13 protein-coding genes and 1 pseudogene are annotated in these 14,286 nt (G+C 42.8%); 4 read left to right on the top strand and 10 right to left on the bottom strand.

Annotation, left to right across the window (positions count from 1 at the left end):
• Window positions 1–69 precede the first annotated feature (69 nt).
• A complete protein-coding gene (gene aceF / locus MED121_RS09190) occupies window positions 70–2,010 on the top strand; it encodes a pyruvate dehydrogenase complex dihydrolipoyllysine-residue acetyltransferase (protein WP_036179839.1) in 1,941 nt (646 codons plus the stop codon).
• 109 nt (window positions 2,011–2,119) lie between these two features.
• On the opposite strand, the gene MED121_RS09185 is transcribed toward aceF, so the two are convergent.
• From MED121_RS09185 to MED121_RS24795, 8 genes and pseudogenes are all read right to left on the bottom strand, one after another.
• Window positions 2,120–3,139, bottom strand: a complete 1,020-nt coding sequence (locus tag MED121_RS09185) for an NADP-dependent oxidoreductase (protein WP_009833395.1) — start codon at window positions 3,137–3,139, stop codon at window positions 2,120–2,122.
• 29 nt (window positions 3,140–3,168) lie between these two features.
• Window positions 3,169–3,936: a glucose 1-dehydrogenase gene (locus MED121_RS09180; protein ID WP_009833394.1), complete on the bottom strand. Its 768-nt coding sequence runs from the start codon at window positions 3,934–3,936 to the stop codon at window positions 3,169–3,171.
• Window positions 3,937–3,989: 53 nt separating this feature from the next.
• Window positions 3,990–4,754, bottom strand: a complete 765-nt coding sequence (locus MED121_RS09175; RefSeq protein WP_009833393.1) for an SDR family oxidoreductase — start codon at window positions 4,752–4,754, stop codon at window positions 3,990–3,992.
• A 70-nt stretch (window positions 4,755–4,824) separates the two neighbouring features.
• Window positions 4,825–5,799 carry an NADPH:quinone oxidoreductase family protein gene (locus MED121_RS09170; protein WP_009833392.1) on the bottom strand — a complete coding sequence of 325 codons (975 nt, stop codon included), beginning with the start codon at window positions 5,797–5,799 and terminating at the stop codon, window positions 4,825–4,827.
• Entirely contained in the window at window positions 5,796–6,893 is a 1,098-nt protein-coding gene (locus MED121_RS09165; RefSeq protein ID WP_009833391.1) for a phosphotransferase, read from the bottom strand. Before MED121_RS09165 ends, MED121_RS09170 begins: the two co-directional genes overlap by 4 nt.
• A gap of 2 nt (window positions 6,894–6,895) precedes the next feature.
• Window positions 6,896–8,116, bottom strand: coding sequence for an acyl-CoA dehydrogenase family protein (locus MED121_RS09160; protein WP_009833390.1), 1,221 nt, complete (start codon window positions 8,114–8,116; stop codon window positions 6,896–6,898).
• A 29-nt stretch (window positions 8,117–8,145) separates the two neighbouring features.
• The gene (locus MED121_RS09155) at window positions 8,146–8,604 is read right to left on the bottom strand and encodes a histidine phosphatase family protein (RefSeq protein WP_347372385.1); all 459 of its coding nucleotides are present in this window, start codon (window positions 8,602–8,604) and stop codon (window positions 8,146–8,148) included.
• 12 nt (window positions 8,605–8,616) lie between these two features.
• Window positions 8,617–8,802 (bottom strand): annotated as a pseudogene (locus MED121_RS24795) (histidine phosphatase family protein); the annotation flags it as partial.
• Between the two features lie 260 nt (window positions 8,803–9,062).
• Between MED121_RS24795 and MED121_RS09150 the strand changes: the two are divergent.
• Window positions 9,063–9,950, top strand: coding sequence for a LysR family transcriptional regulator (locus tag MED121_RS09150; protein ID WP_009833388.1), 888 nt, complete (start codon window positions 9,063–9,065; stop codon window positions 9,948–9,950).
• 104 nt (window positions 9,951–10,054) lie between these two features.
• Here the strand turns inward: MED121_RS09150 and MED121_RS09145 are convergent, their stop codons facing one another.
• Window positions 10,055–11,140, bottom strand: coding sequence for a hypothetical protein (locus tag MED121_RS09145; protein ID WP_036179836.1), 1,086 nt, complete (start codon window positions 11,138–11,140; stop codon window positions 10,055–10,057).
• A gap of 293 nt (window positions 11,141–11,433) precedes the next feature.
• On the opposite strand from MED121_RS09145, the gene MED121_RS09140 reads away from it, so the two are divergent.
• Window positions 11,434–12,690 carry a DEAD/DEAH box helicase gene (locus MED121_RS09140; protein ID WP_009833386.1) on the top strand — a complete coding sequence of 419 codons (1,257 nt, stop codon included), beginning with the start codon at window positions 11,434–11,436 and terminating at the stop codon, window positions 12,688–12,690.
• Window positions 12,691–12,698: 8 nt separating this feature from the next.
• Here MED121_RS09140 and MED121_RS09135 read toward each other — a convergent pair whose 3' ends face one another.
• A complete protein-coding gene (locus MED121_RS09135; RefSeq protein ID WP_009833385.1) occupies window positions 12,699–13,631 on the bottom strand; it encodes a LysR family transcriptional regulator in 933 nt (310 codons plus the stop codon).
• Between the two features lie 104 nt (window positions 13,632–13,735).
• Between MED121_RS09135 and MED121_RS09130 the strand changes: the two genes are divergently transcribed.
• Window positions 13,736–14,110 (top strand): nuclear transport factor 2 family protein, encoded by a 375-nt coding sequence (locus MED121_RS09130; protein WP_036179834.1) that lies wholly within the window; start codon window positions 13,736–13,738, stop codon window positions 14,108–14,110.
• Window positions 14,111–14,286 lie beyond the last annotated feature (176 nt).

Raw genomic sequence — 14,286 nt, 5'->3', positions numbered from 1 at the left:
TGGCTCACACTTTTTTGTGAGTCAGGCGATATATATTTTTGATGCGTCTTTATGACAAAGGAGATTTTTGTGAGCACAGAGATCATTCATGTACCGGATATTGGCGGTGCAGCCGATGTTGAAGTGATCGAGATTAATGTCCAAGTTGGCGACATGATCGAAATCGATCAAGCAATAATTGTGTTAGAAACAGATAAAGCCTCTATGGAAGTACCTGCTTCTGTTGCGGGTAAAGTGACCAGCATTGCTATCGCTGAAGGTGCGACAGTAAATGAAGGTGATGTGATTCTTGAAGTTGAAGTTGCTGGTGGTGAGGTTGCTGTCGAAGAGGCCGCACCTGCTCCAGTAGTAGAAGCCCCTGTTGTTGAAGCCGCGCCTGCTGCTGCGCCAACGGTATCAGCTGAAATCGCTGTTGCTGTGCCAGATATTGGTGGAGCGACTGATGTAGAAGTGATTGAAATTTGCGTCAGTGTCGGCGACGAAGTTGGTGAAGGCGACTCTATTGTTGTGCTTGAAACTGACAAAGCCTCTATGGATATTCCCGCGCCAGCGGCAGGTAAAGTGGTTAGCATGTCTATCAATGTTGGTGACACAGTCTCAGAAGGTAGTGCTATTTTAGTACTTGCTTCTCAAGCTGCAGCACCTGTTGCAGAAGCGGCTCCTGTTGTTGAAACACCTGTAGCAGCTGCGCCAGCACCTGTTGCTGCACCAGTGGTTACTGCTGGTGGCGTTGAAGTTGTGACTGTACCTGATATCGGTGGTGCTGAAGGCGTTGAAATTATTGAAATTTCAGTGGCTGTTGGCGATAACATTGAAGATGGCGACTCTATCCTTGTACTGGAAACAGATAAGGCTTCTATGGAAATTCCTGCCCCTAAAAATGGGACAGTGAAAGCCATTGTTGTGAGTGTTGGTGATAAGGTGTCAGAAGGCGATAAGCTGATGGACCTTGAAGTTGAAGGCTCTGTTGCTGCTACACCAGCTCCTGTTGCTGCGCCTGCGCCAGCAGCGGCTGCGGTATCTACCCCAGCGCCTGTGAAAACAGCCCCTGCTGCTGATACTTCGGCGGTATTGTCTGCTCCTTCAAAAAATGTTCATGCCGGTCCCGCTGTTCGCATGCTTGCGCGTGAACTAGGTGTTGATTTATCGCTTGTTCGTGCAACTGGCCCACGTGGTCGAATCACGAAAGAAGACTTAAATGCTTATGTGAAAGCGGCTGTACAAAAAGCGGTTTCTGCACCAGCGGCATCTTCAGCAACAGCGGTTGCAGGTGCGGGTATCCCACAAGTACCTGATGTTGACTTTAGCCAGTTTGGTGACGTTGAAATTGTGAAGATGAGCAAGATCCAAAAAATCACAGCTCAGAACATGTCACGTAACTGGTTAAACGTGCCACATGTCACACAGTTTGATAAAGCAGATATCACAGAACTTGAAGCTTTCCGTAAAGGCCTTAAAGGGGAAATGGAAAAACAGGGTGTTAAACTAACACCACTACCATTCCTAATTAAAGCGGCGGCACAAGCCTTGGTTGAAAATCCAGCATTTAATGTTTCTATGCGTGCAGATGGCGAAAGCTATGTACAAAAGAGCTATGTAAATATTGGTATCGCGGTTGATTCTCCAATTGGCCTTGTGGTACCTGTGTTACGTGATGCAGATAAGAAATCAGTTGTTCAAATTGCTAAAGAAGCAAATGTACTGATCAAAAAAGCCCTAGATAAGAAACTACTTCCAGCAGACATGCAAGGTGGTTGTTTCACTATTTCTAGCCTAGGTGCTATTGGTGGTACCGGCTTTACACCTATCGTAAACTGCCCAGAAGTGGGTATCTTAGGTGTTTCTAAAGCTGATGTTGAGCCGCGTTGGAATGGTAAAGAGTTTGAACCTCGTACCATGTTGCCACTATGTTTATCTTATGATCATAGAGCAGTAAACGGCGGTGATGCTGGTCGCTTCATGACTTATTTAAATTCAGTTCTAAGCGATTTACGTCGCATGGTGCTTTAATTTATCTAAGTTGAGTGATTCGGTTAGCCATTTTTAATGGCTAACAAAAAAACCGCACTTAATTTAAGTGCGGTTTTTTTTGTTCAGATTTTTAGCCTTCTTTAGTTCATTAGTGCTCTGGCTCAGCAATTTTTAATAATTGCTTGCCTTGGTTTTTACCGGTGAATATTCGCTGGAAAGCCTCGGGGGCATTTTCTAAGCCTTGTTGAATATCTTCTTGGAAAATAAGTTCACCCGCTTGAATCCAGCCTAATAAGGCTGAAATGGCTTCGTTCGCTCTGGGTAAAAAGTCCAAGACGATAAAGCCCTGCATAGTGCATCTTTGCACAATTAAGTTACTTGTGTTTTTCAGTGCATAGTTTTGACCTGAGTTATAACTGGATATGGCTCCACACAGAACAATGCGTGCATTAATTTTGATTTTCGCTAAGACGATATCTAGAATTTCACCCCCAACGTTATCAAAAAATACATCAATTCCCTTTGGACATAATTCACTTAAAGCCTGACTGATATTGTCATCTTTATAGTTAATCGCATGATCAAAGCCCGCAGCTTGGGTTAACCAGTCACACTTTTCTTTTGAGCCTGCAATACCAATGACTTTTGCGCCCTTTAGTTTGGCGACTTGCCCAGCAATCGACCCAGTTGCCCCAGCAGCCCCTGATACTAATACCGTATCGCCCGCTTTCACCTTACCGATTTCTGTCATGCCAAAATAGGCTGTAATCCCAGTGACACCTAATACGCTTAAAGGCATAGTTGCTGGGATGTTAGGAGGGATTTTTCGAGTTTGAATAATGCGCTCTTTGCCATCACTTATCGCGTAATCTTGCCAACCAAAGCCTCCTAAAACCTTATCACCGACTTGATAATCAGAGTGCTTAGACTCAATGACTTCAGAGACAGTCGTACCACGCATAATCTCGTTAATTTGAATGGCAGACACATATGAGTCCTTTTCATTCATCCAGACCCTTAAAGTAGGGTCAAAGGAAAGGTATAAATTACGGACAAGAAATTCACCGTCTTCAATGTCTCTGAGCTTACTTTGATCAAACTCAAAATGCTCTCTACCAACAAGGTCTGTTGGGCGTTTACTCATGCGCCATTGGCGATTCAGTGTCATAAGGATACTCCTTTAAAATTTTGTCTTGTCTAAACCGCTGTCATGCCGCCATCAACAACCAATTCCTGACCTGTCATGTAAGAGTTATTTTTGTCGCAGGCAAATAACATGACTTTTGCGACCTCATTTGGTTGAGCAACGCGCCTTAATGCGGATGCCTTACTGTATTTAGCCAGCACTTCTTCGCGGTTATCTAAGGTTTTAAGATGTTGCTCAACCATGTCTGTCATTGTGATATAAGGGCAAACACTGTTTACACGAATACCGGCTCTACCATATTCATGTGCCACAGATTTCGTTAAACCAATGACGGCATGTTTGCTCGCCGCATACGCCGACATGAAAGGCGCGCCAGAGATACCAGCGACCGATGACATATTACAAATGGCACCCCCGCCTTGTTTTATCATATGGGGGATCTGGTACTTCATGCATAGATAAACCCCTTTCACATTAATATCCATAACACGTTCAAAATCTCGCGTATCCATATCGGCGAGTGTGCTGTGTTTAGGGTCTATGCCAGCATTATTAATGGCGACATCGAGACGGCCAAAATGGGCGGCAGTGTTATCGATAAAAGATTGAACTTCTTGCTCATTACTCACATCACAAGGTTGGCTAAAAACCTCATAGCCTTGTTCAATTAACTCAGTGCCAAGGTCGTTTAAAGCCGCGACATTCAGGTCACATAAGGCGAGCTTTGCTCCTTGTTGCGCGAACTGTTTCGCGGCTTCTTTGCCTAATCCACCACTGGCACCTGTGATGAGAACAACTTGATCTTTAAAGTTCATCATTTTGCTTTCCTTGCTCTTATTGTTGGTTTTGAGATCGATTGTGAGTGATTCAATTAAAGGGTTAGGCCGCCATCAACGACGATGCATTCACCATTGGTATAACTACTGGCATCAGACACTAGGTATAAAACCGTCCCTGCCATTTCTTTGGGCTCAGCGTGACGGCCCATAGGAATTCCCTGAACCACACTTTTGTAAATGTCTTCATTAGTAAAAAGTGCACCCGCAAATTTTGTTTTAGTGAGACCAGGAAGTAGGGCGTTACAGCGTATGCCAAATTGCGCACACTCTTTGGCAAAGGCCTTGGTCATGTTAATCACAGCGGCTTTGGTGATTGAGTAAATGGCTTGACCAGGCCCTGGGTGAACGCCATTAACTGAAGCGGTATTGACTATGGCGCCGCCACCTTGTTTACGCATGAGCTTGCCCGCTTCAATCGACATAAAGAAGTAGCCACGAATATTTACATCAACCGTTTTGTTATAGGCAGCAAGGTCTGTGTCCAATATATGGCCAAAATAGGGATTAGTGGCCGCATTATTAATGAGAATATCGAGTGTATGATGCTTAGATTTCACATGTTCAAAAAGAGCGCTGATATCTTCCATATTGCCCACATTGCAAGCAAACGCTTCTGCGCTACCGCCAGCACTCAAGATCTCATCAGCGATGGCAAGACAGCCTTCTAACTTGCGACTAGAGACAATCACATGGGCACCTTGTTCAGCTAGCAACTTAGCAATCTCTTCACCTATGCCTCGGCTTGCCCCTGTGACTAATGCTACCTTGCCAGTTAAATCAAATAATTGGGTTGTCATATCTTCTCCTTTTGATGTCGTCTTTTTTCTTGCTAGGGGTTTAAGTTATGGGTTTAAGCTAGGGGTTAAATTATGGCGTTAAAATAAGTTTTCCGATTGATTGGCGATTAAATACCTTACTTAGCGCTTCTGGTGCTTGAGATAGAGGGTATACCTGATCGATGACCACTTTGACTTGGCCTTGTTCATACCAAGCTAATAGTTCCTGCATATTGACCATGAAATTAGCCGGCTCTTTTTGGGCGAAGCTACCCCAAAACACCCCGATGACAGAAAAGCCTTTAACAAGGGCTAAATTAACGGGGAATTCTGGAATCGAACCAGACGCAAAGCCGACAACAAGTAAACGACCATTCCATGCCATCGTGCGGGCGCAAGTTTGAAAGATGTCCCCACCGACAACCTCATACACCACGTCAACGCCTTTATTTGCGGTTAACGCTTTGATTTTATCTTTAAGGTCTGGGTCGCTACTTAGTAAAAGTTCATCTGCCCCTTGCTCTTTCGCCGCAAACAGTTTTTCTTGGCTTGAGCAAAGTGCAATGACCTTAGCACCCATTGCCTTTCCTATCTGAACCGCTGCCAGGCCTGTACCACCGGATGCGCCTGTAACAAGCAGTGTTTCACCTTTTTTAAGGTTTGCTCTTTGCTTTAGGCCATGATGTGCTGTTGCATGAGCTGTGATTAATCCTGCGCCTTGTTCAAAGCTGATGGTGTCAGGCAGGGGCAAAACCATACGAGAGTTGATGGCTACTTTTTGAGCATAACCGCCAGTCATGGTGAGTCCAATCACTCTTTGCCCCAACTTAAGGTGCTTCACCTTAGCGCCCAATTGACTAATTGTGCCGGTTACTTCACTGCCAGGAGAAAAAGGGTGCTCAGGTTTCATTTGGTATAAACCCTGAACGAGAAGGCCGTCAGGGAAGTTAATGCCACATGCTGCAACAACAATAATGATTTCGTACTCATTTGGGGTTGGGTCTGGGACCTCTTCATAGGTGAGGGCGTCTATTGGTGCAAACTCGTGACACATAATGGCTTTCATACTGGGGCTCCTGTTGTTTGTTTTTGTTTTGAATTAGCAATAGGAATTTCATTTTTAATAATACCAAGAGCAAGTAAAGCAAGAGGCTCAACCATGGCACCAACCTTGCCAGCCTGTTTACTTGATGCATTACCAGAAAGGGCGCGTTTAGCCACACCTTGAGCAATCGCTGCAAGGCGGAAAAAACTAAAGCAAAGATAGAAGTGCCAGTTATCAATTTTCTCTATGCCCATTCGCTGACAATAAAGGGCGACATATTCAGCTTCGCTTGGAATCCCAAGGGCCTTTGCATCCAAACCCATAAGGCCTGAAATGGCATTTTTATCAGGGTTAATAGGGAGCCTTAATTGCATACATTGATAAGCAAGGTCCGCGTAAGGGTGGCCTAACGTAGAAAGTTCCCAATCTAAAATAGCCTTGATACTTTTGTCTTCTGGGTTAAAAATCAGGTTATCTAATCTAAAATCCCCATGGCATAGGGCAATGCGCCCATCATCTTCAGGCAAGTTTTCTTCCAGCCATGTGATGAGTGTATTCATCGCTTTAATGGGCTTGATTTCACTTGCTTGATATTGGCTTTTCCAGCGACTGAGTTGTCTTTCGAAATAATTACCCGGTTTGCCATAATCACTTAAACCCGCACTGTGTACGTCCACCTTATGTAGTTTTGTGAGAGCGAGGTTCATAGCATCATACATGGCACTTCGGTCGGCTTTTTTCGCTATTTCGGGTAAGGCAGCATCCCAATAAATTTTCCCCTCACAATAGTCCATGAGATAAAACATACTGCCTATGATGTCTTTATCTACACAAAGGTGGTGAGCGATAGGGACAGCTACCTGTGTATTCTCTAACGCCTTTAATACACGAAATTCTCTATCAACAGCATGGGCTGACTTTAATAGGTTGCCAAAGGGCTGACGTCTTAAAACATAAGCGCCAGATTGTGCGATGACTTTATAAGTAGGGTTAGATTGACCCCCTTCGAACTTGGTTAAGCTAATTGGACCTTTGAATCCTGTGATATTTGATTCTAGGTACTGAGTTAAGCGTTTCTCATCTAGGTTGTTATCTAGAGCATCATTGTTCGCCATGATTAATCCTTATTCGCTAGGGCTTGCTGGGCAAGGTTGCGCCCAAGTTGCATCATGTGGACTTGATCTGGCCCATCAGCAAGGCGTAAGCAACGTTGGCCTGCATACATATGGGCAAGGAAGTGATCTTGTCCGACACCTGCTGCACCATGTAGTTGAATGGCTCTGTCGATAACGGCTAGGGCCATATTTGGGGCGACTATTTTGATCATGGAAATCAAATCTTTTGCTGCTTTGTTGCCGACAGTGTCCATCTTTTGCGCTGCTTTTAAGGTCAGTAGTCTTACTTGCTCTATTTCACAGGCAGACTTGGCAATGTCTTCACGCACAGATTGTTGCTTGGATAAAGGCTTTCCAAACGCCACGCGCTCATTGGCTCTTTTGCACATAAGATCTAGCGCTCTTTGTGCTGCGCCTACTGAGCGCATGCAATGGTGAATCCGACCAGGTCCTAGTCGACCTTGGGCAATCTCAAAACCGCGGCCTTCCCCTAAAATAAGGTTCTCTACGGGAACGCGAACATTGTTGAAAATGATTTCAGCATGACCTTCTGGCGCATCGTCATAACCAAAGACCTTCATGGGTCTTACGATAGTGACACCTGGGGTGTTGGTGGGCACCAGTATCTGAGACTGCTGTTGATGTCGGTTAGGGTTATCAGGATCTGTCTTTCCCATCACTATTAATAACTCACAAGAATCACGACAGGCGCCACTGATATAAAACTTGCGGCCATTAATTAGATAGTCATTACCCTCTCGTAAAATTCGGGTTTCGATATTGGTCGCATCTGAGGACGCAACGTCAGGCTCAGTCATGGCAAAAGCTGAGCGAATATCGCCCGCTAATAAAGGCGTTAACCATTGTTCTTTTTGAGCTTCGTTGCCGTATTTTGCGAGTACTTCCATATTGCCTGTATCAGGTGCTGCACAGTTAAATACTTCAGGCGCCCACATGACTTTGCCCATTTCTTCCGCTAACGGAGCATATTCTAGATTGGTTAATCCAGGGCTATAGCTGCCATAACTTTGCGGGAGAAAAAGGTTCCAGAGCCCTTGGGCTTTCGCTTTGCTTTTTAGTGCTTGTAATATTGCTGGTGTCTGCCATGGGCTTTCACTCACTTCTTGATGAAATCGAGCATCATTAGGGTAGATATGCTCATCCATAAAGTCTTTCACTTCTTGTAAGAGTGTTTGTACTTTAGGACTGTATTCAAAATCCATGGTCATCTCCTTATTGAAAATTGAGCAAACTAACTGAAGCTGCGTAAGGTTTTTTGTTTGGGGGCGTCTAGGTGTGAAGTACTATTAAAGCTGTCTAAGCGAATACTGTCTTGCTGACATATACATTGAGTTATGGCTGTATTCTGAATGCTTAAATTAAGCTCAATGCAATTTTTTGTCGGTATGTTTAAAATTTGGCTTACGATCTGTGCAATCGGGCCGCCAGAGGTAAAAATCAAGGTGTCTGATTGGCTGAAGTCTGATTGAAGCTTTAGTAACCCCTTATGAATTCTTTGTTGAAATTGAGCCCAGCTTTCGTCTAATTCATTAAACTTGCCATGGCTAAGCGGATCATGGCTAACCGAATTATGGCTAAGTTCATCTTGGCTCCAGCTGGTAAGGCTGTCTTTGAGTAGGCGTATTAGATCTTTATTTGAATAAGCCTCTTGCTTTTTGGCAGGGTGACACTTTAGATAAGCTTTGATAATGGCTTCAAAGTTATATTCATTAAACTCCTTGAGATAAGTGATAGGTAAATCTGAATCTGAATCTTGAGTGTGATAGCCGGATAAAAAATGTTGTGCGCTTTGCTTATGACGAACCTGAGTGCCACAGATGATCTGATCAAAGCTTATTTCATTCACTTTAAAATACTCCCCTAGAAGGCGGGCTTGAGTCATGCCGAGTTCTGATAGCGCATCATAATTTTTGCTCCCATGCTAGCTTGTCCATGGCGTATGAAATACAAACGTCCCATTCATTTATCCTTATTCACCCATTAGAGCCTGATTGAAAGTGCTTAGAAAATTAGCATAAGCCCCTGACTATTATTTTAAAAATTTATTATATGAATAAAGTAAAATACACAATGGTTATAATGCTGTGGCATTATTGGGTGTGAATAACCTAAATAATGACTCTTTTTAAGGCAGGTTAAGGACAAGCGATGCGTTTGAATAAAGTGGATTTGAACCTTTTTGTGGTGTTTGATGCTATCTATATGCAAGGAAATTTAACGCGAGCGGCTGAGGTTTTGTGTATTACTCAACCCGCTGTGAGTAATGCCTTATCAAGGCTGAGACTGATTTATGATGATGCTTTATTTGTAAGAACAGGTAAGGGAATGGTGCCTACGCCATTGGCTGAAAATATCGTAGCGGGTATACAAAGTGCGTTACAGCTTATGGCAACCAGTCTACAAGAAGGCCAAATCTTTGAACCTTTGCAAACGGAGAAAACCTTTCGTTTAAGTATGAATGATATGGCTGAAGCCATGATAATGCCTAAACTCTTAACCCTTTTACAAGAACTGGCCCCCAAAGCCGGTATTGAGTGTTGTTATGTACCAAGAGAAGAGATTGAAAGAGAGCTTGCGGCCGGGAGCTTAGACATTGCACTAGATGCGCCCTTTGTATCTGTTGGGCAAATGCAAACTCAAGCACTTCTCAAACAAAGGTATGCTTGTGCTGTCAGGCGAGACCACCCAAAGGTTGGCGATACTATTAGTTTAGATGAGTACCTTGCTTTAGATCATATACAGGTATCTTCAAGGCGAAAAGGTCGTGGTTATGAGGATATAGGTTTAAACCGTTTAGGGCGTCAACGTAAAATAAAGATGCGAGTTCAACATTATCAAGTTGCCCCTTTATTGGTGGCTCAGACGGATATGGCGCTGACGGTTCCCATTAGTATGGCGCAAAACTACGACCTTAAAATTTTAGAGTTGCCTTATTCTCTACCCGCCCTTGATTGGAATATTTATTGGCATAAAAGTGCTGATCAGGACCAAGCAAATCTATGGTTAAGGGCGTTAATTTTAGGGCTTGCGCTTTAAAGCCATTAGGTAAATAGGCTTTAAAGCTCGCTAAGTCTTGTATTGGCTAGCCTCTGAATTAGCAAGACTCTGTATTAATTAGCCCCTGTATTAACGAGGCTTTATTAGCCCGCGGTTAGGTGATCCAACATGGCTTTGATTGCACGCATCTGAATCGATTTTTTTGTGTAGTAAGTATAAGGAGGCAAACTATTATTGGTGTAGCCCCAGAAGTCCCAGCAACCTTTTGGGTTATAAGGAATGAAAGAGGACTTGTCCACCTGAGGAAAAAGCACAATGAGTTGGTTCGCTTCAGCCACCTCTAAATAGCCTGTGTCTGTTACATACTTTTCTTTTAAACTTTGAATACCTTGTTCACAACCATGCAAAGCCACATGGACACGGCACTCAGTTGCATCTTGTTGGCAATCCGTTGGGATATAAACATAAGCTTCAGGGTTCATGCTGCTGATATTAAATCGGTACTCAGGTACAAAGGGCTTTTGTTCAAACTTCATCAGGTTTTCTGTTTTATAGGGTGTGGATTCGTCTAAATTGCCATATATTTTTTCGAGTAGAATCCTTGCTTGGCGGTATTGGCAATCATTGATAAAAGGGGGTTGGCTGAGCGGGCAATCTAAGTTTTCTTCTTGATTAGTAATAAAAGCATGTCCCGCGTCTAATTGATTGTCATATAAGATCTGCTCATCTGATATACCTAATACTTGATAAAAGGATTTTGCACTGTCTACAACGGGTGTCAGCACGGTTTTATCTTGCTTGCCAGAAAATAGGTAGACTCTGTCATCTAATACATTATCTAACTTATCAATGTCCCCAGCGTCTTCTGCTTTTTTTGCCAGTTTATAGATTTCATCCACATCAGGGAAAGGGGCACCAAGGTAAGGGCAGGGTAAACCTTTTAAGCAAGTGCAGGTACTGGTTGCGGTTGAAAGTGGATTAGCGTTAAGGGGATTACTCGCTGCACATTGCCAAGGCCCACCTGCGACCGCAGCGACACCCACTAAATCTTGAGAGAAGGCTATATGGTATTGTGTCGCCATAAAGGCACCTGAAGATAAACCCGAAATGGAGCTTTGGTTTTTGATTGCATTTAGCTTAGGTAACTCATCACTGGCAAAGCTTAGTGAGCTTAAGGTGATTAGGGTTAAAGCGAGAGAGGCCGCAACCAATCGTTTAAACATTCTCATAAACCGTCCTTGTTATCATTCCTATCTTTTTTGGGAAATTGCTTGCGTCATGCAATATTCAATTTTACTAATATTGACTGTAGAAGTGTTATAAGACATTTTGGTGAAATTATGGGGTACAGACCCTTTGTCTTGCTTGATATCAAGTATTTTCAATTAGGGTGGCATTTGACGCTAAAACAGCTAAGGGTGTTTTTATGCGTTAAAATTGATGCGATTCAAAAGCCCAAGTTGTTAGTGATAGTGTTACACTTGCCGCGTTTTTAATAGGTCAGTTAGGTTAAGTTGATATCATGAGTTTTACATCTTTGGGTTTGCATTCTTTTTTATTGGAGCAGGTTGAATTATTGGGTTATCAAACCCCAACACCGATTCAACTTGAGGCTATTCCCGCTGTGCTTGCCAATAAAGATGTCATGGCAGGCGCACAAACAGGAACAGGTAAAACCGCCGCTTTTGCCTTGCCTCTTTTACATAGATTGTTTGAAGCTCACCAAATAGAAAACCCTGAGCCTAATAACCAAGTATCTGTACTTGTTTTGACGCCGACTCGTGAACTTGCCCAACAAGTGTATAAAAGCTTTTGTGATTATGGCCAAGCATTACCTTTAAGAAGTGTTGTTGCCTACGGTGGCGCCAGTATTAATCCGCAAATAGATGAGATTAGGCAAGGTGTTGATGTGCTTGTAGCAACCCCTGGGCGTTTACTTGAGCTTGTCATGAAAGATTTGGTTGATGTGAGCCAACTAAAGACTTTGGTGTTAGATGAGGCGGATCGCATGCTGGATATGGGCTTTATCATAGATATCCAACGTATTTTAAAGCGCCTCCCTCAACAAAAACAGACGCTTTTCTTCTCCGCTACCTTTGATGATGCCATTTTCAAATTAAGCAAAACCTTACTGCAAGATCCTGTATTAATTGAAGTTGATCAAAGAAATACCAGTGCAGAGCAAGTGGAGCAGATTTTCTATGCGGTTGATAAGGAGAAAAAAAGCGGCTTAATTTCTTATCTGATAGGTTCAAAGAACTGGCAACAGGTCCTGATCTTCACTCGCACTAAAGAAGGGGCGGATCGTCTTGCAAAAGAAATGAAAAAAGATGGTATCGAAACCCAGGCAATTCATGGGGATAAATCTCAAGGTGCGAGAGATAGAGTGCTTGCTGCCTTTAAAGCGGGTGAATTAAGAGCCTTAGTTGCCACCGATGTGGCTGCTCGTGGATTAGATATTGAAGCTTTATCCTATGTGATTAACCATGAACTGCCTTATAACGCTGAAGATTATATTCACCGTATCGGGCGAACAGGTCGTGCTGGGCAATCCGGACTGGCCGTGAGTTTACTCAGTGAAAAAGAAAATTACTTATTGAAAGACATAGAAAAACTTCTGGATACACCTTTGGCTTCTCAATGGTACCCAGGTTTTGAGCCTGACCTTGATAAGCCTGAATCTAAGTCAAATAAAAGGCCTTTATCTAATAAGGAAAAACGTAACCAAGCCTTGGGTATTAAACCGAAAGCTAAAAATAAACGCCCTAGAAGGCGCTAGTTTTCACCTTATGATGATAAATTTCCTAGGGCGTTTTCAATCTGAGTAATCGCCATTTGCACTGCGATCGGTGTGATACCTTGATAAGGGTGTAAAGCGTAAATCGGGTTATCAGCTAATTCAAACTCTTCCAATACTGGCATAAGTGTCTTGATGTGTTTACGACAAATGAAGTCAGGCACTATGCCGATACCAAAACCTTGTTCAATTAACTCAATACAAGATTGCAGGTTATTTGCTTTATGAGTTTGATGAAACGTAAGGTGCTGCTTTTTTTGACTTATCTTAGAAGAAAGCTCATGTGTAATTTCTTTACCTTGCCATGAGTTAGCAATGTAAGGTGCTCGCTCTATTGTCTCTGGTATAGACTTGTTGGCGCTAAAACTAGCTTCAGATGAGCCCTTTAAAGCAATGCCGTCTAAAGTTGGAAATAGTCTTGATTGACATACTTGGTCACGAAAGCTGCCAAGGCGCTTTTGCTTTAAGTTACTCGCATCTGACAGGCCAATCCGTATGGTTAAATCGATATCTTCTTGCATCAAATCTTGGTGAGTATCACTACTTATAAGTTCTAAATTGAGCTTTGTATTCCCTCTAAACGCTTGGGCTAATGCCGGAATAATCAAGGTATTCATTAATGCGTGGGGGGCACTGATTTTTAATTTACCTTTTGGCTCCTCTTGCGCTTCTTTCGCTTGTAGCCAAGCTGATTCGGTTATCTTATTTAACTCACAACAATCTTGATAAAAGGCTTCTCCCGCTGAAGTTAAGTACTGCTTTCGAGTGCTGCGCTTTAATAAGGTTACCCCTAACTCTTGTTCTAAACGTTTAAGCTGGTGGCTAACAACAGACTTAGACACGTCAAGTTTTTCTGCCGCTTTAGTGATACTACCTGCTGACACAATGTGCATAAAAAGGGTCATGTATTTAGCTTTATTCATATTTATATTGTTCTATTAAAGTTGACAGTTATTTCTAATTTTTCTGTTTTTTGATGTTAATGGCAAGGGTAAAGTGTCTAAAAACACATAACAGAGGTAAAAAAATGACGGATTCTAAAGTGTTAGAGACATGTAAAGCAGGTATCGCAGCTTGGCAAATTGCGTTTAATAATCAAGACGCAGCGGGATGTGCGGCTCAGTATTGTGAGGGGGCTACAATGGAAGCTCGCCCTATGGGGACTTTCACGGGGCGTTCTGAGATTCAAGCATTTTGGCAAAACATCATGGACCAAGGATTTAAAGATGTGGATTATTCAGATGTAAACTGGGTAGCAGAAGGGGATGACGGTTATATTTTAAGCTCAAACTGGACAATGAATAAAGCTTTCGGTGCAGTACATAGGGAGCATTGGCAGATACAAGAAGACGGAAAAGCCAGACTGGTGAGTGATGTATTTGAAATTTTAGGTGAGCGTTAATCGCTAAGTTTTGACATAAAAAGACCCCCAGTAATTGGATATCCAACTATTGGGGGTCAGTTAATAGTCGGCTTTATTATTTTTAAGTGGGTCTTAATCTCTGCCCTGGGTTAATTAATTTAAGTATTAAGAACAGAAATTGAGACGTTTAAAACACTTGGCTTATCTTACTTGTG

Source organism: Marinomonas sp. MED121, assembly GCF_000153025.1.
GTDB lineage: Bacteria > Pseudomonadota > Gammaproteobacteria > Pseudomonadales > Marinomonadaceae > Marinomonas.
The sequence above is the reverse complement of the archived record's forward strand: the minus strand, read 5'-3'. Positions and strand labels throughout refer to the sequence as shown.

Bases quoted from the DNA above. Each gene is read 5' to 3' on its own strand.
- MED121_RS09185 (WP_009833395.1), bottom strand. From the start codon at position 3,139: ATGACACTGAATCGCCAATGGCGCATGAGTAAACGCCCAACAGACCTT.
- MED121_RS09180 (WP_009833394.1), bottom strand. From the start codon at position 3,936: ATGATGAACTTTAAAGATCAAGTTGTTCTCATCACAGGTGCCAGTGGT.
- MED121_RS09175 (WP_009833393.1), bottom strand. From the start codon at position 4,754: ATGACAACCCAATTATTTGATTTAACTGGCAAGGTAGCATTAGTCACA.
- MED121_RS09170 (WP_009833392.1), bottom strand. From the start codon at position 5,799: ATGAAAGCCATTATGTGTCACGAGTTTGCACCAATAGACGCCCTCACC.
- MED121_RS09165 (WP_009833391.1), bottom strand. From the start codon at position 6,893: ATGGCGAACAATGATGCTCTAGATAACAACCTAGATGAGAAACGCTTA.
- MED121_RS09160 (WP_009833390.1), bottom strand. From the start codon at position 8,116: ATGGATTTTGAATACAGTCCTAAAGTACAAACACTCTTACAAGAAGTG.
- MED121_RS09150 (WP_009833388.1), top strand. From the start codon at position 9,063: ATGCGTTTGAATAAAGTGGATTTGAACCTTTTTGTGGTGTTTGATGCT.
- MED121_RS09145 (WP_036179836.1), bottom strand. From the start codon at position 11,140: ATGAGAATGTTTAAACGATTGGTTGCGGCCTCTCTCGCTTTAACCCTA.
- MED121_RS09140 (WP_009833386.1), top strand. From the start codon at position 11,434: ATGAGTTTTACATCTTTGGGTTTGCATTCTTTTTTATTGGAGCAGGTT.
- MED121_RS09135 (WP_009833385.1), bottom strand. From the start codon at position 13,631: ATGAATAAAGCTAAATACATGACCCTTTTTATGCACATTGTGTCAGCA.
- MED121_RS09130 (WP_036179834.1), top strand. From the start codon at position 13,736: ATGACGGATTCTAAAGTGTTAGAGACATGTAAAGCAGGTATCGCAGCT.